Source organism: Macrococcoides bohemicum, from assembly GCF_016865215.1.
Classification (GTDB): domain Bacteria; phylum Bacillota; class Bacilli; order Staphylococcales; family Staphylococcaceae; genus Macrococcoides; species Macrococcoides bohemicum.
The window spans coordinates 614,581-639,413 of record NZ_CP054482.1 but is presented as its reverse complement, the minus strand read 5'-3'; the positions used below and the strand labels follow the sequence as shown (position 1 = coordinate 639,413).

At 34.4% G+C, this 24,833-nt stretch carries 24 protein-coding genes and 1 riboswitch; of the genes, 7 read left to right on the top strand and 17 right to left on the bottom strand.

The genetic code is table 11. The features are described from left to right. Positions 1-17 precede the first annotated feature (17 nt). A complete protein-coding gene (gene pflA, locus HT586_RS03365) occupies positions 18-773 on the top strand; it encodes a pyruvate formate-lyase-activating protein (RefSeq protein WP_188018247.1) in 756 nt (251 codons plus the stop codon). Positions 774-832: 59 nt separating this feature from the next. On the opposite strand, the gene HT586_RS03360 is transcribed toward pflA, so the two are convergent. The 3 genes from HT586_RS03360 to HT586_RS03350 form a co-directional block, all read right to left on the bottom strand. Then, positions 833-2,385, bottom strand: a protein-coding gene (locus HT586_RS03360; protein WP_238999212.1) for an IS3 family transposase whose coding sequence is annotated in 2 segments (ribosomal slippage) — positions 833-1,708 and positions 1,711-2,385 — 1,551 coding nt in all. Because the reading frame shifts where the segments join, the coding sequence is not laid out codon by codon here. A 97-nt stretch (positions 2,386-2,482) separates the two neighbouring features. After that, positions 2,483-4,525: a cation:proton antiporter gene (locus HT586_RS03355; RefSeq protein WP_188018248.1), complete on the bottom strand. Its 2,043-nt coding sequence runs from the start codon at positions 4,523-4,525 to the stop codon at positions 2,483-2,485. Positions 4,526-4,660: 135 nt separating this feature from the next. Continuing rightward, positions 4,661-5,134, bottom strand: a complete 474-nt coding sequence (locus HT586_RS03350; RefSeq protein WP_096077178.1) for a DinB family protein — start codon at positions 5,132-5,134, stop codon at positions 4,661-4,663. Between the two features lie 284 nt (positions 5,135-5,418). On the opposite strand from HT586_RS03350, the gene rsgA reads away from it, so the two are divergent. From rsgA to HT586_RS03335, 3 genes are all read left to right on the top strand, one after another. After that, the gene (gene rsgA, locus HT586_RS03345) at positions 5,419-6,510 is read left to right on the top strand and encodes a ribosome small subunit-dependent GTPase A (protein ID WP_203546312.1); all 1,092 of its coding nucleotides are present in this window, start codon (positions 5,419-5,421) and stop codon (positions 6,508-6,510) included. 174 nt (positions 6,511-6,684) lie between these two features. Beyond that, positions 6,685-7,008, top strand: a complete 324-nt coding sequence (locus tag HT586_RS03340) for a PadR family transcriptional regulator (RefSeq protein ID WP_203546311.1) — start codon at positions 6,685-6,687, stop codon at positions 7,006-7,008. Between the two features lie 5 nt (positions 7,009-7,013). Then, positions 7,014-7,718 carry a DUF1129 family protein gene (locus HT586_RS03335; protein WP_203546310.1) on the top strand — a complete coding sequence of 235 codons (705 nt, stop codon included), beginning with the start codon at positions 7,014-7,016 and terminating at the stop codon, positions 7,716-7,718. A 38-nt stretch (positions 7,719-7,756) separates the two neighbouring features. Here HT586_RS03335 and HT586_RS03330 read toward each other — a convergent pair whose 3' ends face one another. From HT586_RS03330 to trpS, 7 genes are all read right to left on the bottom strand, one after another. Next, positions 7,757-8,239, bottom strand: a complete 483-nt coding sequence (locus HT586_RS03330; protein WP_096077182.1) for a DUF456 domain-containing protein — start codon at positions 8,237-8,239, stop codon at positions 7,757-7,759. Beyond that, positions 8,236-9,438 carry a sugar efflux transporter gene (locus HT586_RS03325; RefSeq protein WP_133353903.1) on the bottom strand — a complete coding sequence of 401 codons (1,203 nt, stop codon included), beginning with the start codon at positions 9,436-9,438 and terminating at the stop codon, positions 8,236-8,238. The genes HT586_RS03330 and HT586_RS03325 overlap by 4 nt, the downstream gene beginning before the upstream one ends. An 86-nt stretch (positions 9,439-9,524) precedes the next feature. Continuing rightward, positions 9,525-10,340, bottom strand: a complete 816-nt coding sequence (locus tag HT586_RS03320) for a hypothetical protein (RefSeq protein WP_096077184.1) — start codon at positions 10,338-10,340, stop codon at positions 9,525-9,527. An 8-nt stretch (positions 10,341-10,348) separates the two neighbouring features. Then, entirely contained in the window at positions 10,349-11,005 is a 657-nt protein-coding gene (locus HT586_RS03315) for a GTP pyrophosphokinase (protein WP_096077185.1), read from the bottom strand. A 73-nt stretch (positions 11,006-11,078) separates the two neighbouring features. Next, positions 11,079-11,969, bottom strand: a complete 891-nt coding sequence (locus tag HT586_RS03310) for a LysR family transcriptional regulator (RefSeq protein ID WP_096077186.1) — start codon at positions 11,967-11,969, stop codon at positions 11,079-11,081. A gap of 15 nt (positions 11,970-11,984) precedes the next feature. Next, entirely contained in the window at positions 11,985-12,728 is a 744-nt protein-coding gene (locus HT586_RS03305) for a TatD family hydrolase (RefSeq protein ID WP_203546309.1), read from the bottom strand. 136 nt (positions 12,729-12,864) lie between these two features. Beyond that, positions 12,865-13,863: a tryptophan--tRNA ligase gene (gene trpS / locus HT586_RS03300; RefSeq protein WP_238999312.1), complete on the bottom strand. Its 999-nt coding sequence runs from the start codon at positions 13,861-13,863 to the stop codon at positions 12,865-12,867. Between the two features lie 364 nt (positions 13,864-14,227). Between trpS and HT586_RS03295 the strand changes: the two genes are divergently transcribed. After that, positions 14,228-15,097, top strand: coding sequence for an SDR family oxidoreductase (locus HT586_RS03295; protein WP_096077189.1), 870 nt, complete (start codon positions 14,228-14,230; stop codon positions 15,095-15,097). Between the two features lie 32 nt (positions 15,098-15,129). Here HT586_RS03295 and HT586_RS03290 read toward each other — a convergent pair whose 3' ends face one another. The 3 genes from HT586_RS03290 to HT586_RS03280 form a co-directional block, all read right to left on the bottom strand. After that, positions 15,130-15,660, bottom strand: coding sequence for a ribonuclease FAU-1 family protein (locus HT586_RS03290; protein WP_096077190.1), 531 nt, complete (start codon positions 15,658-15,660; stop codon positions 15,130-15,132). 83 nt (positions 15,661-15,743) lie between these two features. Then, positions 15,744-17,519 (bottom strand): DHA2 family efflux MFS transporter permease subunit, encoded by a 1,776-nt coding sequence (locus HT586_RS03285; protein WP_188018255.1) that lies wholly within the window; start codon positions 17,517-17,519, stop codon positions 15,744-15,746. Positions 17,520-17,531: 12 nt separating this feature from the next. Continuing rightward, complete coding sequence (locus HT586_RS03280; RefSeq protein ID WP_096077192.1) at positions 17,532-18,182, bottom strand: HlyD family secretion protein; 651 nt, start codon at positions 18,180-18,182, stop codon at positions 17,532-17,534. Between the two features lie 144 nt (positions 18,183-18,326). Between HT586_RS03280 and HT586_RS03275 the strand changes: the two genes are divergently transcribed. Continuing rightward, entirely contained in the window at positions 18,327-18,872 is a 546-nt protein-coding gene (locus tag HT586_RS03275; RefSeq protein WP_096077193.1) for a TetR/AcrR family transcriptional regulator, read from the top strand. A gap of 75 nt (positions 18,873-18,947) precedes the next feature. Further along, positions 18,948-20,321, top strand: coding sequence for an N-acetylglucosaminidase (locus tag HT586_RS03270; RefSeq protein ID WP_203546308.1), 1,374 nt, complete (start codon positions 18,948-18,950; stop codon positions 20,319-20,321). A 134-nt stretch (positions 20,322-20,455) separates the two neighbouring features. Here HT586_RS03270 and HT586_RS03265 read toward each other — a convergent pair whose 3' ends face one another. From HT586_RS03265 to HT586_RS03250, 4 genes are all read right to left on the bottom strand, one after another. Continuing rightward, positions 20,456-21,295: a MetQ/NlpA family ABC transporter substrate-binding protein gene (locus tag HT586_RS03265; RefSeq protein ID WP_203546307.1), complete on the bottom strand. Its 840-nt coding sequence runs from the start codon at positions 21,293-21,295 to the stop codon at positions 20,456-20,458. Between the two features lie 17 nt (positions 21,296-21,312). Then, the gene (locus HT586_RS03260) at positions 21,313-21,978 is read right to left on the bottom strand and encodes a methionine ABC transporter permease (protein ID WP_096077196.1); all 666 of its coding nucleotides are present in this window, start codon (positions 21,976-21,978) and stop codon (positions 21,313-21,315) included. After that, positions 21,968-22,984, bottom strand: coding sequence for a methionine ABC transporter ATP-binding protein (locus HT586_RS03255; RefSeq protein WP_203546532.1), 1,017 nt, complete (start codon positions 22,982-22,984; stop codon positions 21,968-21,970). The genes HT586_RS03260 and HT586_RS03255 overlap by 11 nt, the downstream gene beginning before the upstream one ends. Positions 22,985-23,053: 69 nt before the next feature. Continuing rightward, positions 23,054-23,160: riboswitch (SAM riboswitch) on the bottom strand. A 123-nt stretch (positions 23,161-23,283) separates the two neighbouring features. Then, on the bottom strand, positions 23,284-24,771 hold the full coding sequence (locus HT586_RS03250; RefSeq protein ID WP_203546306.1) for a phospholipase D family protein: 1,488 nt from the start codon (positions 24,769-24,771) through the stop codon (positions 23,284-23,286). Positions 24,772-24,833 lie beyond the last annotated feature (62 nt).

Below are 24,833 nucleotides of genomic sequence, written 5' to 3'. Positions count from 1 at the left end.
AAAGGACGGGGATTTAAATGATTAAAGGACATATTCATTCAGTAGAAAGTTTAGGTACGGTAGACGGACCTGGTTTACGCTATATATTATTTACACAGGGTTGCCTCCTACGTTGCCAGTTCTGTCATAATCCTGATACATGGGAAATCGGTGCACCTTCAAGAGAAGTTACTGCTGATGAAATTGTAGAAGAAGTAGTTCCTTACATCCCCTACTTTAACGCTTCAGGTGGTGGCGTAACTGTTAGTGGTGGTGAACCGTTACTGCAGTTACCATTCCTTGAAGAGTTATTTGCAAAGTTAAAGCAGCAAGGTATTTCTACTTGTGTTGATACATCTGCAGGTTGCTTTAATGAGACACCAGCATTTATGCATCATTTCGATGAAATGCAGAAGAACACCGATTTATTTCTATTAGATATTAAACATATTGATAATGAGAAACATTTGAAACTAACAGGTAAACCTAATACTCATATATTAAGATTTGCTCAAATGCTTTCAGAAAGAAAACAACCTGTCTGGATCAGACATGTACTTGTGCCAGGTATAACAGACGATAAAGAAGATTTAATCAAACTCGGCGAATTTATCAATCGTCTAGAGAACGTAGAAAAATTTGAAATACTTCCTTATCATCAACTTGGGGTACATAAATGGGAAGCATTGGGTATTCAATATCCTTTATCTGATGTTGAACCACCGAGTGATGAAGATGTAAAACTTGCATATGATCTTGTAAACTTTAAAGGCAAGACGCCACTAAATAATTAAAAGAAGCTTCCAGCATTTTGAACATCACCCTGTCAAGTAGACACTTAAAAAAATAAAACTTAGTTACTCGGCTGCGCTTGTATTAGCGCAGCCATTTTTAATGAAATACGATCGCCATTAAAAAATTTAATATACTTTCTAATCTCTTTTTTAGCTTGATCAAAATCCTCAAAAATATATTTTTTACTTTTAAAAATCTCCGATTTTAATAAACCCCAAAACCCTTCCATTGGGCCATTGTCTATGCATCTGCTAACTCTAGACATACTTTGTATCATTTTAGCTTCTTTCAGTTTTTTATTAAAATTTCTACTTGTGTACTGAAACCCTCTATCACTGTGAAAAATAATATCTTCAGTCTCATTTTCTTTTTTAGCTTTATTAAATGTATTAAAAACTAATGGATTATCATTTCTTCGTGAAACTTCATAACTCACAATCTTTTTAGAACCTAAATCATAGATTGCACTAAGGTATACTTTTTTGCCGTTTCTTAATTTGAACTCTGTCACATCTGTTAACCATACTTTATTTGGCTCGTTTTGTTGAAAATCTCTATTTAACACATTTAAAGCAGTTGTTTCTGGAGTACTACGGATGTATTTTTTCTTTTTCTGGCGGATCAAAGCTTTAATATTATATTTTTGAGTGATTCGTTGTACTTTTTTATGGTTAACCTGATATTCAGTAAATAGTCTTAAATAGATATAAATTCTTCTGTAACCGTAAGTACCACCAGACAAGTTGTATATTCGAAGAATTTCATTCTTTAAATTTTCATTTTCAATTTCAGTGCTTGGAATTATTCTATTTAACCATTTGTAATAACTTGATCTTGAAATACCTAGAGCATCACATATCCATTTAATAGGATATCTTTCTTTTAGTTCAGTTACAGTTTTATATGATGCTAATTGTTTAACTTTTGATTCATCAACTGCCTTTCGATTTGTTTTCTCTTTTTTAAAGCTTCATTCTCTAGTTCTAGAAATTGATTTCTTGATTCTAATGCTTTTAATTTCAATTTCAATTGTTCCTCAGTACTCAATGTTTCTGTAGGTTTTCCTTTTCCACGTCCATCTATAAGTCCTGTTTCACCATGTTCATTATATTTTTTCACCCAGCTATAAACCTGAGAATATTTCACTTTGAAATTCTCAGCAGTACTTTTGTAATCAAATTCGTTACTTATACAATAATTTACGATTTCAATACGCTCTTCTAAAGTAGTTTTTCTAGCTTTCATATTATATACCTCCGGTTTTGGAGAATAAGTTTTATTCTCTTTTCCTTCAGTATACTTTATTACCCACTTACGTATAGTTTCATGAGATGGAATGTTATATTCTGCTGCTAATGTTTGAAATGATTTGCCCGTTTGAATATACTCATGAATAACACTTTTTTTAAATTCCGAGGTATATGAATGATTATTTTTTCTTGATTTAAGAGAGTGAATACCATGTTCTAAGTATCTTCTATATTCAGCTGCGAGTGTAACTTTATTAATATCCAAACCAAACTTATTTATGATACTGCTAAATGAATTTCCGTCTTCATACAAATCGAAGATTTGTTGATATTTATCAAGTGTAATTTTCTTTTTTCTCAAATTAAAAACTCCCTATAAAGTTTTCACTTTTTAAGTGTCTACTTTATAGGGAGCATATCATTTGCTGGAAGCTTCTTTCGTATTAACTATCTCTATGTTAGTCATCCTCATATGTATCGAGCAACATCATTTCATCATAGTTAATCGATTGTCTGAGTTCTACTGCTAAACTTGTCGTTATCTTTCCTCTAGCTAATAGACGGTTGACTAAATCTTTCTCAGCATTTAATACATCTAGTGCAAATAACGTTTCGTCATCTTCTAGTGTCTCACTTGTTGCATTTCGTTTTAATTGATTCACCCTATTTAAATAATTATCTGATACTAATGCAATTTCCACACGATTGTCTAAAGTCATTTCTTCACTTAAACGCTGGACGACATTGTAATGAACACGCGCAGCGACCTTTTGTATTTCATATAAATTATTCTTTATCGATAAAGAACTCGCCTGATTAATGCGATTTGCAAATTCTTTACGTTTGCGATGCATTCTAAATAGAAACAGCATACGTCTAAAAAAGTTAGTAGAGTGAAATATTTTAGAACGTTCAATATATTGTACATAGTTGTTAAATGAACTTTGAGTAATTTCATTTGAATCAATCATCTCATCTAAAGTCTTCATTTCCACATTCATCGCAATCGCATGCAGGCGATCAATTTCTTTCGGACTATGATTTCTATCGGTTACTTCACTATAAAAACCAACCTGCATCGTATATTGACGAATTAGATTTCCAGCAATCATACTATTTTCTTCTGTCGTATTATCATGAATATATTTAATACCGTATTCTTTTAACTTGATACGCGCATCATTAAAGCTAAGCATCGATTCATCAACAACCTCTTTAACTTTCGGCGTCAATATTGGCAAGAAGATTTGTGCGACAACTAAGCTGATGACAATAACACCTGCAGCTATAAATAATAGATTATCTCTATAATTAAATACTTCTCCGTGAACAATCTCTCTTGGGATCGTCAATGCAATTGCCATAGAGATTGTACCGTGTACACCACATACAGTTGCAATCAACGCATACTTGAATCGATTTGGTCGAACTTCTTTCTGATCAATATTCTCTCGATTTAATATACGTTCAAAACGACTTTCTCGAATATAAAACATATCATATAGGAAAAATACCCAGATAAATCTAAAGAAGTATACAAGAAGCGCAATAATAAGCATATACATCACTGTCGAAAAGATATCTTCATTACCATGTTCAACAAGAGAAGTAGTCACTTCAGGGATTAAATAACCGAGTAAAGTAAAGACGAATCCATTTAATACAGTTGATAATAATCCCCAAGTATTATTGTAACCCATCTGTAAACGTGTCGTTGCCTGACTCATTCTATCGCGCTCAATACCGTGTATGATTCCACCGATTACAGCCGCGATAACACCTGACGCGTGAACTTGTTCAGCAATTTCGTAAATTATAAACGGTGTTAAAAGCTGAATTAAAATAAAGATATATTCATTAGAGAATCCTTTTCTGATTAAGAAAATTCTCAGCTGTACAAACAATAGACCGACAAATAAACCAATCAGTAAACCACCACCAGTAGCAATAAAAAACTGTGATACTGATTCACTAACACTGAATGTACCGGTTGTTAATGCGAGCAAAGCAATCTTAAAGCTTAAAATACCAGCAGCATCATTAAGTAACGACTCACCTTCTAGAATAGTCATTAATCCTTTAGGCAGTTTCTTTCCCTTAGCGATTGCCTGCACTGCTACAGCATCTGTAGGACAAATGATTGCAGCGAGTGCAAAACTTGCTGCGAGTGGAAGAAATGGCATCATCCAGTGTACGATATAACCTAATCCAATCACTGTTGTAAATACCAGTCCCATCGCCATTAAGATGATTGGCTTTAAATATTTTATAAAAGTTAATCTTGATACATGATAACCTTCTAAAAATAAAAGTGGAGCGATAATCCCCATCAAAAAAAGTTCAGGTTCAAATTCAACATGTAAAGGAATCGGTGTTAAGAATATAAGCATCCCGATAATAATCTGTATGAAGGCGAGTGGCACCTTTGGAAAATAATAATTAACAATCGTAGAGACAATGATTGCAAATACAAGACTTAAAATAATAATAAAAATTTCCATTTGTCACCTCTATTTATCTATAATGATAAATAATTATACCCCTAAACTAATCAATATCACATAAAAGTTTATCAAAATTAAAAAAAGTAAGTAGTCTGCAATCGACTACCTACTTTCAAGTTTATTACATATAAATTATTGCGTATCTCGAGATGGACCATAAATTGGTGGGACTCTTAAATCAGCCTGTCTCATCAATACTGTCATTTGACCTCTGTGATGTGCCTGATGAGCAATCATCGAATAAAGCAGATGACCTTTCGGCATATTATGACCGAAGAAATCAACATCTTCAATTAAACTTTCGTCTGTTAACGAAGCATCGTAAGCAGCTAACGTATTATTATAAATTTCCTCAGCAGCTGTTACCATTTCAGCAACTGTTTCTGGTTTAGCTGAATCAAATGTTGCACCTTCTACTTTTAAACCGGCACGTTCGGCAAAACCTCCGACACTTGAAATAACGTGCCAAGCAATCTCCCCTAAAGTACGATCTAATTCTGATACTGCCTGATCTAAAGACTCGTCAGTTAACTCTTTTAGACATGCGATTGTCGTATTTGCTTCCATACGATATTGATTCATAAAATCCTGTTTAATACGAAACATTAAAATACCTCCTTCTTGTTAATACATTTAATATACCAACATTCCAGATGAAACACCATTTAAACGAAATAATGATGTCTCACATTTACCTATAATGCTATATTGACATAATTCATAAAACTTATTATGATAATAAAAAAGAAAGGAGTGATGTTTTATGGCGAAATTTAATTTGGTAAATGCTACATCTTATTTCGTCATGGACATTACTCGCTAATTTATTGCTCGTATACCCGTGACGATATATCGCCACGGGTATTTTTATATAGAAAAGGAGCAATATAATGGAATTTTTAACTCAATTAGGATATAACGAAGAACGAATGAAACAAGCAAATACAATCGATGAAAAATTGCTTAAAGCAAGAATAACTGTACAGCATAAAGGGATGTATCGTGCACTTACTGAAGATGATGAATACCTCGTTCAGCTCTCTGGTAAAGATAAATTCAGTAGTCATGATCTTATAGAAATCCCTGCAGTCGGAGACTTTGTGCTGGTCAAACCATTTCCAAATGAACATAAAGGTATTATTCAACATATATTACCAAGAACACAACAATTCATCAGAAATGCTGCCGGTAATCAAACGAAACCACAAATAATCGCGACGAACATCGACTATGCCTTTCTTACGATGAGTTGTAACGATAACTTTAACACCAATCGATTAGAACGCTACTTAATCGCTACATATGATTCAGGTGCAACACCGAGTATCATTATGACGAAAGCTGATTTAATTACAGAATTAGAAAAAGAAATTATGATTGCTGAATTAAGCAATGTAGCACCAGCGGTACCCGTCTATTTTGTACAGCACGATAGTAATAATCATATAGAAACTATTAAAGCTTATATAAAAGCACATAAAACAGGCACATTACTTGGATCAAGTGGTGTCGGCAAATCTACCTTAATCAATCGATTATTAGGAAAAGAAGTGATGGATACTGGTGAAATCAGATTGACCGATGATAAAGGGAAACATACGACTACTCACCGAGAACTCATTGTACTAGATGATGGTGGAATATTAATCGATACACCAGGAATGCGTGAGTTCCAGCTTTGGAGTACCGGAGAGAATATAGGACTTGTAACTGAATTTGAAGATATTGAATCACTTATCGTACAATGCAAATTCAATGATTGTACCCATACGAACGAACCAGGGTGTGCAGTCAATGCTGCTATAACATCAGGTGAATTAACTGAAGAGCGATTTGAACGATATAATAAATATTTAAGAGAACTTGCATTTGTGGAACGACGTAATGACGAAGCAAAGATGAGTGCTGAACGAAACAAATGGAAGAAGATGACCCAACAAGGAAAAGCAAATCGTAATGCGAAGATGGGAAAAAGAAAATAGTTAAATGAATTGATGTGAGTGGGCTGAATACCATAAATTCAGCCCACTCAAATTATTTAAAACAATATTTGACATCCAAAACGAGAAGTTATATATTATAAATAAGCTACTTGGTAATACAAAGTAGCTTTTAAAAGAATAGCTATCTTGTATTACAAAATAGAGGTGAAACTTTTGAGTATACGCACTCAGTTATTGAAAGGATTACTCGATGCATGCGTCCTTTCAATCATTAAAGAAAAAGAAGTTTATGGTTATGAACTCTCACAGAAGTTACTCGATTCCGGACTCGGTAACATCAGCGAAGGGACAATCTATCCAGTTCTTCTTCGTTTACAAAAGAAAAATTTGATTACCAGTGAAATGCGGGCAAGTGATGTCGGACCGAAACGAAAATATTACTTTATTACGCCTGAAGGTGAAGAAGAACTCGAGAACATGGTCGAAGAATGGAATGCAATTGTCGGACCAATATCTCATTTGATTAATAAGGAGTGAATGTCATGAAAACAAAAGATATTATCGAACAAAACAATTTAAAACGTGAAGAACTGACGCCGGAAAATTTAAAGGTTTATGAGCAGGTATTGATGTATTTACGCTGTGATTTATCAATTTCAGAGCGCGTTACAGAAGTGACTTTAATGGATTTATTAGATCACTTACTAGAAGCACAGATGCATGATGTAACGACTGAGGAATTCTTCGGCAATGATCCAGAACAATTTGCTAAAGATTTAGTTGCTGAAATTCCAAAAGAATCAAAGCGTAATATGTGGATATTTGGTGCTTCAATGTTATTTCTACTATTTGCAATATTTAGAGGTATTTCAGGTATCGCTGATTTTATCATCTTAAATCTGTTACACAGAGACAATGCGATTTATCTCGGTAGTGAATTAACTGCTAATCTTATAACTTCACTTGTTATCGGTGCAATCATTTTCGGTATCTTCAAATATTTACAACTTAGCGCTTTTAAAGATGATGAAACAAGAGGACAAAAAATTACAATATTTTTTGTATTATGGATTGTGATGGTTATTCCATTCCTCGTTTCGATGTTCTTACCAGATTTAGTACACATCGGCCCAGTTGTTCATATCCCCTGGTATGTTAATATCAGCATTGGCGTAGCGTTTTACTTACTCTATAAGCTATTATTTAATGCTTCACGAAACGATAAGGAAATTGCCTTTATAAGATAAAAAAATCATCCCAAAGTTTATGCTTTGGGATGATTTTTTTAAATGATGATATCAAATATAAACCATATAATCATAATAATTAAAATGATAAACTTAGCCACCGTGCTTGTAAGGAAGCCTAATAACGATCCAATACTCGCATCCTTTGCACGTTTAAAATCTTGCTGAATCAGTAGTTCTACAATGAATACTGCAACAAACGGTAGAATGATAATACCAAATGGCGGGAAGAAGAAGCTACCGAGTATAATACCGATTGCTGCCGTAAGCTCCCCTGCTTTACTTCCGCCAAACTTCTTAACAAAGCGACTTCCTAATACATAATCACTTATTAAAATAATAATCGTAAGTGTTGCCATCGCTATCCAGAAGAACCATGATAGTTCATTATTGTTAATCGCGAAATGATAGATAAAAAAGCCAACCCACATCATCAATATACCAGGTATCATTGGCATCACTAATGCTACGAATGCTGATAAAAAAGCTAATATAACTAATGTCCATAGTATGAATGTCATCCTAAATCCTCCATTTTTACAGGTTTAGTGAATATTAATAAAATAAATGCAAGCAACATGAATGATGCTGATACAAAGAAAACGTTACCTAATCCAACAATACCACTCATAACGCCGCCTAAAAGATTACCAACTAATTGCCCGACGATCATCGCGTTTGAGAACAATGTAGATGCATAACCCGGGAAGTCAGGTAGAATATCCTGAAAATAGCTAATTCCTAATCCAAGTAATATCGCCAGGAAGAACGCAAGCAATACCTGGCCGATTAACATTGCTGTTACATTATCAAATACTCCGATCGAGAAGTAATAGGCACCACCAGCAACTGCACCAATCATCAATAATGTCCTTGTCTGAAATCTACTTGCAAGTACGCCAAGTATAATCATAAACGGTACTTCAAGTCCTGCACATAAACTCGCGAGATATCCTACATTGGCTTCATCTTCTTTTATAAATTCTGTTACAAAAAGCGGCATATTCAAAGTATACATCCATTGCCCCACATGTAAGAATACAAATGCTAGAAACGGAATCAATAAGTACATATCTTTTGCTAAATTTGGAGCAACAGGCTCAATTCTATTAGAACTGTAGACAACTTTCTCAGGCTTTACTTCGTGGAAGAAGATTAAGAAAGTAATCAATACAATCCAGTAGATGATTACAGTTCCTCCAAAGATGCCCCCAAAACCAAACTGTTTAAGTAAGACTGTACCAACTAATGGTCCAAACAGAAATCCAAAACTAAACATTGAACGCAATACGGTGTTTGCAAATACTGCATTTTTACTTGAAGCAGATGCATTGATACTTTCTCTTGCAGATGCATACATTTGAGGCATTGCAGGTGCGGACATACCACCAAAGAATACATATAATGCAATAAAGAGGTATGGATTAGAAACTAGGTAATACATACTAAATGCAACTGATGCCATTGCTAAACTGAACATAATCATATACTTTCTGCTAAATCCTGCTCTGTCAGAAAATCTGGCAACAATCGTATTTACAGCAAATCCAGCAAGTGCAAATAATGCCATCATGACACCGTATAGACCACGTGTCATACCAAGTTCCTGTGTCGCATAAAGCACAAAGAATGGCACCGTAATTGCCAATGCCATACCGAGTAATGTCATATTAATAAGAAATAAGACATAATTTTTTATACTTAATAAATTTTTAAACATATATACACTTACTTTCTATTTATTATAACTTCTTGCAATACTGTTATATTATAAAGCAATAATATAATTTGTATAGTCACGTTTATTTATAATGTGATTAATACCGCTGCTTTATCATCATGCAATTTCACTCGTGGATAATGAATTTTCTCGATATCTTCTAATTCTTTCGTGATCATATAATCTAGCATAGCGTCTAATCCATCATGAATAAATTTCTGAACGAATTTCTCAAAGCCTAGTCTTTCTATATCAAAGAACCCATCTGTTGTCATCAGGATATGTGATAAATTTGTTATATCAAATTGTCCACGATTATATGACTGATTGAAATTTACATCACCATTCATTACCGAATATCCCCCGGGAATATTTGCTGTACTTTTCGCATTATCAATGGCTTCAATCATTTCTTCAGGTAATATCTCTGATTCGTACACACCCGGATATTTATCCTGCCAGTACTTTACGCGATCACTTTCATTCTTCTTACTATAATCAGGCACGATTTGATTTACTTTATTATCTTTTGTAATCGTGTAGATAACACAGTCAGCTGAACTCGTATAGTCGGCTATATTGTCATGAAGCTTTACAACTGCGTGGCAACACTGGAATCTATCTTTTGGATGATTGATAGCGATATTCAATGCTTCCATCTCCGTTTGAATGCTGGCATTTGCAAGTTCAGTTGCATTATTTAAAGTAATGCTGTTATCAACTTGTTCGAATGAAGCTTTAACAGCATCCGCAGCACGTTTTCCAGGTGTGATATTATCAATCAAAATACCTTTCAAACTTGTAACTCCGTCAATTACCCCATAAATATTTGCCGCTTCATTCATAACAACAGCATCCTCATTCATTACTCCAACACCTTGTGCCAGTACTGACGTTATCATATTTACACCTACCCTAGTAGAATTGTATTACGTACCTCAGTCATCTTACGATCCAGTTCAGCTGATGCATCAGCAACTTCTCTTAGTTCTTTTCGGATTTCATCACTTAGTTGTTTCGTATTATATTTGTATTGTAATTTATGTTCAGTTGATGCGAAAAAGTCCATTGCTAGTGTTCTGATTTGAATTTCAGCAGGTATCCACTTCACACCTTCTGACAGTACAAGTTCAGTCTCAACAATAAGATGTAAACTTTTATAGCCACTTGGTTTTGGATTTTTGATGTAATCTTTTACACGTACGATCCTTAAGTCACTTCGTCCACTGAGAAGCTCGCATATTTTATAAACATCCTCTTCAAATGTCGTTACAATGCGTACACCAATAATATCGAATATATTTGCTCTAATATCATCTAGTGTGATAGGAATGCCTTTACGCTTTAATTTATCGCGTAATGAAAGTGGTGCTTTAATACGTGATTTGACATGTTCGAACGGTGAATAGCCATGTCGTGCCTGCCATTCAAGGTTAATAATTTCAATATCGCTTGTCAATTCCAGAAGTCCCATTTCATATTCTTTAAAGAAATATTGAAATTCTTCTGCCATCTTTACAAACTCAGTCTGTTCTTCAATTTTGCTAAATATTTGATTTATGTCCATGTTTACTCCCTCTCTTCTAGACTAATATACCAAATTTACACAGAAAAAAGTACGAATACACATCGTATTCGCACTATATTATAGGTACATATTTCTTTATATCAAGATATTCTGCAGTTACTTCTTTCATCAATTCAATATATGCACTCACTTGCGGTAAACTTAACATATCCGTTTCATAACAAAGATAAGTTTCACGCAGTAATGGGTTGTTAGCAACTTCTAACAACTGGATTTCAAATAAGTCATTGTCAATATCTTTCATCACGATTTCTGGCAACACTGTCATACCAACACCATTTAATAACAATGATTTACATGTGGAAATTTGATCGGTCTTTATTTGTGGTGCATATTCCTTATTAAACTGCTCGGTATACCAATGTTCAATTTCCTTTAGGTAAATTGGATCTGCCTGAAATTCAATCATCGGCAACTGATCAAGTTCGTGTGCCTTACTTTTTGGATAGATAAAGTAATGCTTCTCACTCATTAATAACTCGTTATGTAAATTCATAATCTTGCTCCCACGTATTACTGACACATGAAAGTCATGTCGATTGTTTGTAATGCGTGCAGATGAACCTACTTGCAGCTGTATTTTTACATTCGGATAACGTTCTACAAATCTTCCTAGAACTATCGGTAAAATAGTATGACCAATTAAAGAAGATACACCTATTGAAAGTTTACCGTTGACCACACCATCTGATGAATGAATCATCTCTTTTAAGTTCGTTTCTTCTTTTAACATCTTTCTGGCATGCTGAATAATCATTTCTCCATTTGTTGTAACGATTAATTTCTTTTTCGTACGTATAAAGATTTCAGTACCCCACTCTGTTTCAATAGATTTAAGACGCTGACTCACTGCAGGCTGTGATATATATAATGTGTCTGCTGCTTTACGTAACGTCTCTTCATCAGCAAGCGCAACGAGTAATCTGTAATCATCAATTTTCATATACAATCCTCAATTCTAAAGATTATAAAATCGAATCGTATTGTCTTTTATTGTCTGGTTAACAGTTTCAGTATCGATTGATTTTATATGTCCAATTTCTTCTATTATAGCAGATAACTGAGCATGAATGTGATGCGGCTCAAAACCATCATGGGGCCACGGACCATCCGTTTCAATCATTAATCTTTCAAGCGGGAAAGAAGTGACAACTTTACGTGTCTTTGGATTCCACAATACATCAGGTGTAACACTCACCATATAATCTGTAGCTAATAATCGATTGATTACAATATCACTCGCTTTAAACCAGTGAAAGTGCGCTTTTTCAATTGCATGTTTTTGCAGTAAGTCTAGTGTTACAAGTGCATCATCATAAACAGCATGCAGTACAATCGGTAAGCGATATTGTTTCGCTTTAATAATAAATTGTTCGAGTACCTCTATATATGGTCGTACATTTAACTTTGGCTGTTCTCGTTTTAAATATTGAGGTAAACCTACCTCACCGATAGCAGTTAATTGATTATGACGATTATCGATCAGAGATAATATTTCCTTAATTTCAGTATAATTTAACGGTTGTTCAGGATGGAATCCGAGTGCGACATTAACTTGCTTGTGCTGAGATAAATCGAGTAACTTTTGAGAACCTTGATAATCCATCGCAACAGCAATCAAACCATCAATCACTTCGTTTTGTAGAATATACTGCTGCCTAGATACAGAATATTTATCTAGATGAATATGTGCGTCGTACATAGTATTGTTCTCCTTTATATCACGATGGAATCTTGTCCGATATATTACTTTTATCGGACTTGTTTGATTGATAAATAGGCTATTTGGGGATTTCTTGTCCGATATCCTACTTTTATCGGACTTGTTTGATATATTTTCAATGATTCAACATTTTATTTTTAAGTTGATCAACTTTCTTTTGAGCTTGTTCACGCACTATTACTTTATTTTTCTCTAATATTGTATCAATATATTTATAGTCATCCAATAATTCGAAATATTTCTCACGTTTATCTATCAATTCGTTATAAATCACTTCAAATAATTTCTTCTTCAAATTTCCATAACCAACGCCCGATTCAAATTGTCGCTTTACGTCAATCATTTCACTTTTGTCCAGAAATGCTTCAAATAAAGTGTAAACTACTGAGTTTTCAGTTGGGATTGGTTCCCCTAATGGAATAGAGTCCGTTTTAATTTTCATAATGTTTTTATATAATTCTTTTTCGGTCGAAAATAGCGGTATCGTATTTCCATAACTCTTACTCATTTTACGACCATCATTTCCTGGTAATAACATTGTCGTTTCGTCCACTTGAGCAATCGGTAATTTAAAAATATCGCCATATTGGTGATTAATACTTTGTGCTATATCTCGTGTGATCTCAATATGCTGTATCTGATCTTTACCAACTGGCACAATATCAGTATCCATTATTAATATATCTGAAGCCATTAATACCGGATAATTAAACAGTCCCATATTTACATTTTTATCTTGATCAAAATTGTTTGCAATATTATCTTGTACTTTAGCTTTGTAAGCATGTGCACGATTAAGTAGACCTTTAGATGTTTCATTCATTAAATAAAACGTCATTTCAGTAATTTGAGGTATATCAGATTGTTTATAGAAAAGACATCTATCTGTATCTAAACCTAATGCAATAAATGCTGCTGCTATTTTATACGACAATGTATTGATTGCACCTTCTTTACGAATCTGATCATTGTTTAAAGCATGTATATCTGCGATAAAATACGCATAACGATTTGCTGTATCCTGAGATAAATCGACAGCCGGTTTAATGGCTCCTAAATAATTACCTAAGTGCAACTCCCCGGTTGGTTTAATACCTGTAAGTATCGTTTTCATAATCATCACTCCTATTTATTTTATAAAAAAGAGACTCGTCCCTAAATAAGGACGAGTCTCTCGCTATACCACCTAATCGCTACTATCATAACGCACATGTTGTAACGGTCATGTTTCCGACTGGTATATGTGTTAACCAGTATTCATATGATGAGCCCATTCACTTTTAACTTATACATGTTTCCACCAGCCACATGCTCTCTATCATAAGTCATTAAGTTACTCTTCTCATCTGAAGAAGCTCTTATTGAATTGTATATATATTAACCCAACTTAATCTAATTTTCAATTCAAATTTTGCACGTCGTTTCATAATTTTCAATCAGGGAATAATATAATCATACTTACTTAGGAGGCGTTATTGATGGATAAATTCGAGAAGATCGACAAAGAGATTAAAGGTTACACTCAAGATCATCAACCTGGTAGTGAGAAAGACATGAATCCTAAGCCGATTGCTGAAGATGAGAATTATAAAGCAAGTGGCAAATTAAAAGGTAAAGTTGCACTGATTACCGGTGGTGACTCAGGTATCGGTCGTTCTGTCGCTATTCTGTATGCTAAAGAAGGTGCTAATGTTGCAATCGGTTATTTCGATGAATCAACGGATGCTAATGATACAGTGAAGAGATTAGAAGAGCTCGGCGCAAAAGCAAAAGCTTATCAACATGATTTAAAATCAGAAGATGATTGTAAACAATTGATTGAAAATGTGGTTAATGACTTTGGCAGCCTTAATATATTAGTTAATAACGGTGGTGTACAATTCCCACAAGATAGTCTTTTAGATATTACAGCAGATCAAATTCAGGAAACATTTGCGACAAATGTATTTGGTATGATGTATTTATCAAAAGCAGCACTTCCTCATCTTGCTAAAGGTGATACGATTATTAACACAAGTAGTGTTACTGCTTATCGCGGTTCTAAGACTTTAATTGATTATTCAGCGACTAAAGGTGCAATCACTGCATTTACGCGCTCATTATCGCAAAGTCTTGCTGAAGATGGTATTCGCGTAAACTCTGTTGCTCCAGGTCCTATCTACACACCACTCATTCCGGCAACATTCCCTGCTGAGAAGGTTGAAAAGCATGGCCACGAAACTGCCTTAGGACGTCGTGGTCAACCGAGTGAAAACGCACCGGCATATGTGTATTTAGCAAGTAATGATTCTACGTATGTTACTGGTCAAACAATTCACATCAATGGCGGAGATTATATTTCAAGCTAAAAAATATGCCTATCATCCTCGATAGGCACATTTTATTTCTCTATTTTTTCTTTGCAATAGACCGCCAACTTTACCAGATCGCCAAAGTTGTTCTTTACATGCTGCATTATCTCATTTGCTGTCTGATACGCAAAATCATACTGTGCCTTCGTAATCTCTTTCTTACGCAATGCACGTTTAGCATCTTGTTCATCGACCAGTTCATAACGACCATCAGGTAATACTAGTACATCTAAATAAAGATCATGCGTTCTTGCCTGACCAAGTTCAGGAAAATTTGCTTCATTTATATCGATATAATATTGAATAGGTTGACTTTCACGATTATACATCACTGTTATACTGTAATGTTTATCTTTGGGTAATATTTGTAGCCAGCGATAGCCATCATCTGCAACGACAATGTCTTCTCCAATAATATTAACCACTAACGGTGACTTTACTTTCTCCATGATAATTTCCCCAATAATGCCTTCAAACTGTTCATCTTTGACAGCAATTTCATGATATTCTTTTCTGATTAAACGGCGCCAGCTGCGTTTATCAATATACTTGGTTTTCATACAACCCACTCCTTACCAATCATTATATAAAAATAAACAAGGATGATAAATCATTTTATCTCCTTGTTTATAAAAATATTCAGTTATACTTCGTCAGTTGAGTAATGATCTTTTCCTTTTAAGAAAAATGCAAGCACAAATGCAAGAAGGCTTAATGCAGTTGCAACCCAGAACGCATCATTAATTCCGTTAATCGTCGCCATCTTCTGTAACTGTCCCATTACAACTTGTGAGCCTAAATTACTGTTACCTATTTGCTGTCCAATTTCTGTCATCGAATTAGCTATTGCAGGGTTCGTCTTATCTAATTGATTTGCAATATCACCCATATGTGCTGTTGTTTGTTGTGTCATCACGGTAACTAAGATCGCTGTCCCAATAGAACCAGCTAATTGACGAATTGTATTACTGATTGCGTTACCATGAGGTATCATTCGAAGTGGTAATGCATTCATCCCTGCTGTCATTATCGGCATCATAATAAAGCTCATACCAAACGAACGCAGAATATAGATACTTAATATATGTCCATAACTTGTATCCATACTTAACTTCGTAAGTTCCCACGTTGCATAGGTCATAATTGCTAAACCAAAAATCGCAATTGGTTTAATACCAATCTTATCAAGTAATTTACCTGATATTGGTCCCATTAGACCCATTAAAAGAGATCCAGGTAATAATAACAATCCAGAATCAAGTGGTGAGAATCCACGAATAGATTGTAAGTAGACAGGTAATAAAAGCATACCTCCAAATAAACTCATCGTTACAATAATATTGATGAGTAATGTGAATGAAAATCCACTATATTTCAATACGCGTAAATCCATCATCGGAATCTTCATTGACATTTCTCGATAAATAAATAACACGATGAAGATAATACCAATAACCATCGTTGAAATAACGATACCTGAATCCCATCCTTTATTTCCTGCTTCAGAGAATCCATATAGTAAACTACCAAATCCAAGTGTACTGAATATTACGCCGGGAATATCAAGTTTAACGTCTTTAGTCGGTTGATAAATCTTAAACCAGAAGAAACCAATAATTAAGGAAATAATCCCGATAATACTCATACCATAGAACATAACATTCCAATGATAGTTTTGAATGACCCAACCTGTTACCGTTGGACCAATCGCCGGTGCTAATATCATTGCAATCCCCATCATACCCATTGCAGCACCACGTTTATCAGGTGGGAATAACGTCATAAATACGTTTGTTCCTAACGGCATTAATATTCCTGCGCCAACCGCCTGAATAACACGTCCAAGCATCATTAACGGGAAGTTGAATGAAATGGCACAAATAATTGAACCGATCGTAAAGAATAACATCGCTGTTAAGAAAAGCTGACGATATGTGAATCGCTGAATCATATATGCACTAATCGGTACTAAAATACCATTGACGAGCATAAATCCTGTTGTTAACCATTGTGCTGTAGATGTTGAAATACTAAAATCATTGATTAATACCGGTAATGCTACATTAATAAGCGTCTGGTTAAGTATTGCTACAAACATACCGATCATTAAAGCAGTAATAACTTTACCAAGCGTTATACCTTTACCATATTCAACAAGTGCACCTTGTGGTTTTACTTGCTCATGTACAGGTTTATTAACATCTAATTCTGTATTTGCAACATGTGCTGTTTCACTTGTTGTTTTTGCCGTATAAGTAGAACTTTTTACCGTATTATTTGGTGTATCCATCTTGCTTTCTGTTAACGGTGTCGTTGTTTTTATATCAACTTTTTTCTTCGTACTTCTCATCATGAATCTGTTTACAGCCCAAAACAGAAGTAAGCTAAATAATATATATAGAATATATACTGAGGTCATACAAAAACCTCCTTAGTTTTTATGAATGCGTACAGTTACATTCATTCCTGGAATAATGTCTAATGATTTATCTTTATCTAATTCAATTTTTACAGGTACTACTTGTGTTACTTTTGTATAGTTCGCATTACCATTTGAAGAAGGTAACATAGAAAAACTTGATGCTGTTGCTAAACCAATTTCTTTTACTTCACCTGTTAAATCAGTATCTTTGTAACCATCTACATATACATCTACGTCTTGACCAACTTTAATCCCATCGATTTGTGTCTCTTTAATATTTGCTGTTACATATAAATCGTTTAAGTCATATGCGTAAGCAATCGGTGTCCCTGCTCCTACAAACCCATTTTCAGTGGCTTGCGTTTTAACGATTGTTCCGTCCTGAGGCATAGTGATATCAGTTTTTGATGGCTTTCCGTCTTGACCCATGCCTACAACAGTACCGATTTTGTCATCTTTAGAAATTTTGTCTCCTACAGTTTTGTCTAATGTTGTTAGTTTACCTGCTGTCGGACTAGCAATTACTAATTGTGTACCATCCACTTTAGCATTGTCTGTTTTTACATAGTTTGTTGCTTCATTATAAAAATGAAAAGCCGCAAATCCTCCTGCAACAAGAATGATTAAAGTTAAAATATTAATTAATACAAGTTTTTTCATTATAATTTCCTCCTTATTTTTTTAGCATAACCATTATTATAGTCAGATTCAACTTGCATTCAACCAACAATATTTGTTTAATTGTTGGATTTTGATTACAATTAAATATTGGTAACGTTATCATCTAATAGAAAGAGTGAAACAATGGCAGATAAAAAAACTTTAATAGAAAATTCATTTCTTCAATTGATGGAACACCATCGATTTAGAGATATTACAATAAAAATGATTTGTGAAGAAAGTAATATTAATCGTTCAACATTCTATGCTTATTTTGAAGATAAATATGCTTTGCTAGACGGTATGATCGATTTTCATATCCATAATATTGAACACTTCATGATTGATAACCTAAATAATCTAAAAGACGAAGAAGATAAACGACCATCTGTCGAAAAATATTTAAAAGAAACATTTCAGTATATATTCGAAAATAAGCAATTCTTTAAAATCTTACTTACACTTCATCCCGCTCAAAACTTCACACAAAAATTATTAAGTAACTGGAGAGAAAATTATTTAAATGTATTAAATAATACAATTTCATTAAACTACCCTGATTATTTCGTCAGTTATACAATCGGGGGACAATTTGGTATTTTATACTTTTGGCTGCAAAATGACTGTCCGGAATCTCCTGAAATTATCAGTAAGATTATTTATAACAATATTCTCAAAATTAATCGCTAAATTAAAAGTGTTTTATTTCACTCACGACAAATATCGAGTATAATAATATAGATATTAAATAAATGGAGGCACACAATGAAGTTATATCAATCACTAACAATTGGAGCATTAGCGACTGCTTCACTTTTTGCACTACCTCACATTGCTAAGGCTGATAGTCTTAAAGTCGGTAAGATTAAAGACGGAAATGCAATCATTATTACAAATAAAACAGCGATGTCAAAAAAAGTAGCGGGTGATTTCGCACAATACACGCTATATATTAACGATCAACATACGATTAACGGTGAGAAATATTATCGCGTTCAGACTACAGATGATATTAACAATGCAATCGGTTATGTAAAAGCAAGTGATCTTAAAATCAGTTCAACGAAAATAGTTCCTACAAAAATGAAAACATATACGATTAAAGCCGCTTCTACAAAACTATTTGAAGTGCCAAATGGCAGTTCAAGACAAGTGATTGATAGAATCAGTAAGAATGAAGTGATTAATGTAGAAAAGACCTTACGTGTTAACGCTTCAACATATATATACGGGACATTACCGACTGGTATGAAAGGTTGGATTAATATTACGAATGATGTTGGCCGAAAGCCCTTGAAGCGTAATCCTATCCAGCAGAAAGCTAAACCTCAAGTTAAACCTGAAGATAAAAAAGCAATCGATGCTGAACCAAATGAAACAATAGTAGATATCACTGCTCAACCAAGACCTGTAGGAGAAGGCATCAACCATATCGAATTACCAATCTCAATTAAAGATGCTTTAAAAATTCAGATGTCACTACATCCAAAACCTCAAAGCTCTAACGGTATCAAATGGAAGAACGCACATCGTAAAGATATACTAGATGCGATGAATCCAGAAGAGGCTATGATTGATTCTGTACAAAAGTATCAATTTCTTGTACTAAACGAACCACAACACCTCACTGCAGATCAGCTTAATATTTTATTACAAGGAAAAGGTATTTTAGAAGGACATGGTGAAGCCTTTAGACAAGCTAGCTTAAAATATAATATTAATGAAATCTATTTAATCAGTCATGCCTTTTTAGAAACAGCTGAAGGTACAAGTACATTAGCTAAAGGCGTTAAAGTTAAAGGTGAAGATAAGAACAAACGTTTCTATAATATGTATGGTGTTGGAGCATATGACAAAGATGCAGTAAAATATGGTGCGAATTATGCAGCAAACGTTGGTTGGGATACACCAAATGAAGCGATTATCGGCGGTGCTGAATTTATTTCAAAAGGATTTGTTTCTGAAAATCAAAATACACTATATGCTATGCGCTGGAATCCATTTGCGCCAGGAGACAGTCAATATGCTACAGATATATTATGGGCACGCGCAAATGCAAACTACATGCATGCCTATTATCAAAAGTTAGGCATTTCAGGCGGGAAATTCAATTTCGTACATTATGCAAAGCAACAATAATATTTAAACGATAATAACACAAACCCCCTTATCCAGCTGAATAAGGGGGTTTGTTTGGGATGGGTATGGAGTTAAAGGGGATTGTTCACCTAGAGTCTCACTAAGTGAACATTAATCGCCAAGGAGCAATCTATCTATTTCAAACCCTCTTCAATCTTATTGATTTCATCTTGTGATAAGTTTTTCGCAATTTCACCGTCTTTCGTATCTTCTTTTAAAGCATCTTTAGCTAAATCAGAGTGATACAATTCAACGATTTTCTTATATGTTTTGTTATCTTTATCTTCTGTTTTCGCTGCAATAACATTAATGTATGGTGCGACATCTTTATTATCCGCATCTTCCAGATAAATCGGATCATCTTTTGGATTAAGTCCAGCACGCGCTGCAACACCATTATTAATGATAGAAACTGCTACATCTTCTAATACACGTGGTGTTTGCTGCGCATCAATCGGTTTGATTTTTAGATCAAGTTTGTTTTCTTCAATTTTGTCTGGTCCACCAAATAGACCGAAGTCACTAGATAACTTAATTAATCCAGCTTGTTCTAATAACTTTAATGCACGCGCCTGATTAGTAACGTCATCAGGAATTGCAATTGTATCGCCTTTTTTCACATCTTTAATGTCTTGAATCTTTTTAGTATATGCCCCAAGTGGTGCAAATACTGTTGTACCTACTACAGATAATTTTAATTTATGATCTTTTTTAAACTGATCTAAGAAAGCGAAATGCTGGAACGCATTTAAATCAATTTCACCTTCAGCAAGCGCATTGTTAGGTGCTGTGTAATCCTGGAATTCAACAAATTCAATTTTTATGCCATCCTTCTCTGCTTCTTTCTTAACAACATCCCAGACTTTAGAGTCCACGCCAGTTACACCAATCTTAACTGTCTTTTCATCTTCTTTACTACCACATGCTGCTAGAATTACGATTAAACTTAAAAATAAAACGAATAACTTTTTCATCTTTTCATTCTCCTTTTTTATAAACGACTTGTATATATGCTTGCTACTTTGTTACCGATAAATTGTGTGATCTGAACTAAAACAATTAATATAAGCACTGTAATAAACATGACTACAACGTCAAAGCGCTGATAGCCATATGTAAAAGCGAGATACCCTATGCCACCAGCACCAACAAGACCTGCTACTGCAGAGAACTCGATGAGTGATACGGTAGTAAAGGTTAACCCTAAAATGAGGGCTCCTGCTGCTTCCGGAATTAATACTTTAAATAAAATATCAAACTTACTTGAACCCATAGACTGCGCTGCTTCAATTACACCACGATCTACTGAAACGATATTGTTTTCCACAACACGCGCAATAGATAATGATGCAGCTAACGTCATCGGAAATATCGCTGCCCAGATCCCGATAGATGTACCTACTAAAAATCTAGTAATCGGAATCAGTGCTACTAAGAAAATAATGAACGGAATCGGTCGAATTGTATTGATGATTGCGTTCAATATCGTATTTAACACTTTATTTTCTAAAATATTGCCCTTACCAGTTGCATATAATAATATACCTAGCGGTAAACCAATGAGTGTTGCCAGTACTAAAGTAATTGCTACCATGATGAGTGTGCTGATTGTGTGCTCTAATATTACTGGCCAGAATGTACTTAAATCAGTTTTCAAATCCTTCTACCTCCCTTACTTCTATGCCGTGCTGTGTTATTTCTGATAAGGCACTTTGAATATTTTGAACATCACCAACCGCTTCGATTAATAAATTCCCAAATAATCTATCAGTTAACTCGGTGATACCGCCATACAAAATATTAAAATCAACATGATTTGCTCTACCAATCTTACTCAATACCGGCTCAAGAATTTGTTCATGATTAAAGATAAATCGATATAGTTTACGATTCGTAACATTAATATCTTTAGGGATGTCATCATTAAGTACACTATGCACAAAACGCTTTGTTGTTGGATGAACAGGTGTAGTAAATAGTTCAAATACCTTGTTACTCTCAACCACTCTGCCCTTTTCCATTACAGCTACTTCATCACAAATTGATTTCACAACTTCCATCTCATGGGTGATGATCACTATCGTGATATTAAGCTTTTCATTGATATCTTTTAACAGGTTTAATATTTCATCTGTCGTTTCAGGATCCAGTGCACTTGTTGCTTCATCACAAAGTAATATATCAGGATTCGTTGCTAACGCTCTTGCAATACCTACACGCTGCTTCTGTCCACCGGATAACTGATTTGGGTAATCATCTTTCTTATCATCAAGACCGACAAATGCCAGTAATTCGTCCACACGCTGCTCGATTTCAGCTTTAGAATATTGTTTCGTTAGCTTTAAAGGATAACGAATATTATCACTGATTGTCTTTGCTTTAAATAAATTAAACTGCTGAAATATCATGCCAATATTTTGACGTTGTTTACGTAAATCTTTCTCCTTTAATCCAACGATATCTCTACCTTCAACATATACATGACCAGAAGATGGCGCTTCAAGTCGATTAATTAACCTGAGTAAAGTTGATTTCCCAGCACCTGAATATCCAACAATGCCGTAGATTTGACCCTTCTTGATTGAAAGCGATACATCATCTAGTGCATTAATCGAACCTTTCTTTGTTTGATACGTTTTAGTCACGTGATCAATTTCAATGATTCCCATTTTTTCTCCTCCCAAAATAAAAAACGTGCACTCAGCTGGTAGCTAAATGCACGTTATACGTCCGATTTATCTGCCAAGCATGAGCTTGATGGAATTAGCACAGTGCTCTAAATTAGAGTCCGCTGCTGAGACTTCATCGGGCCATATCCCTCTGTCTCTCTTGATAAAATAATTATTAATTTGTTTTACATGTTACAGTGAATCAAATTATCTGTCAACAACATTTTAAAAAAAGTTTGAGCTGGGGATTTTTTGGCCGATAAATCCAGTTTGTCGGCCATCAAATACCATTTTTAAAAACTTGATAATCCACTAAACTCCTGAATACGATATATTACTGATTTCAAGAATGAAGGATCCTTCTTTACATCATAATGATCAGTTACATGCGCATAAGTATTATCCCATTTCGCATCAAAATCCTGATCAATCTTAGTAAATACCGGTAAGCTCGATTGTCCAGAAATCATAACATCCGTCTCTAGATTTAAGTCACCGACATTACGTCTTGTTAAATTCGCACTCCCTAAGATTAAAGTCGATTCATGTTTATCGTTATCTTTCAGCAATGTAAATTTCGCATGATACTGTTCACCATGACTCACTGCCCATTTAATCTTGATGTTATCATCCGACTTTGCAATTAACTCGTGTGCAACCGGTTTATTCGGAATGCCAGGTTTTTCTTTACCGAATGCTTCTTTATTTACATCTAGAATTAACTGCACATCTACACCACGTTTACTTGCATTAATTAAAGATTTTACAATATCTCGATCAGCAATATAGAACATGCCCATCTTAATAGAATCTCCATCACTCATTCGACCAATCTCTTCTAACAGCGCAGCTTTAATCTTCCCTTCAGTAACTAGTGTTGTCGTATAATTCATACCATTATTAAATGCGCGTGCATTGATCTTAAAATCATCAACTCTTAAATCTGCACCACTCATATTCATCGCATGTACTTCACTATTGATTAAATCTTCCTGAATCTGACCTCTTACTTTTAATGCAACATTTTGATGATGACCACTCGGATCATGTGGGTTACTTGAAGCAATAATTGCAGTCTTCTCTGTTACTAACGTTTTACGGTGATTGGCTTTCATATTGAGCAATCTACCAAATCCACGAACCGTTACATTCGGTTCATCTTTAGAAAAAATATTGGTAATTAATCCATTCTCATTATTACCAAACCAACGTAATGTTGGGCGCCAGAAACCTGAATATACTGGATTAGAGTCTCGTAAATGAACGAGATTCGTTTCATATAAATTTATTCCATTAGCGCGCAACTTTTTATAATGCGCAGGTGTATAACTGCCGTAGAATGAATTGATCGGGTCAGTTAACATATATATTCTAATATTCGGTTGAGCCTTCTTTTTAGCAACTAATGCATCCGTTAATTGTTCAGTTAATTTAGGAAATTCAATTTCACCATCATAAGCATTATTAAATAAAAACATATCCAGAATAATAAAGTCCTGTGCATCGCGAATTGCCTGTAATTGAGCATTAAAGATTTTGTGATCGTAATGCATCACCTTATCTTTCTCATATGTATTATCAATCAACACTTCAGCATCATTTGTCTTACTATAATCAAACCATTTCGACACGCCACCTGGCAGTGGTTTATTGGCACCATATATCGCACAAACAATATATGCGCCAAAGCAAATGAACGCAATTTTTTTGAAACCAAATTTCTTTTTTCTGCGTTTATTTTTAGGCTTAGATTTAGTAACTTGTTTCGTTTTTTTCGGCATAGCACACCTCCATATATTCACTTTATTATACCAAAAAAACAAAGCCCATAAGGACTTTGCTT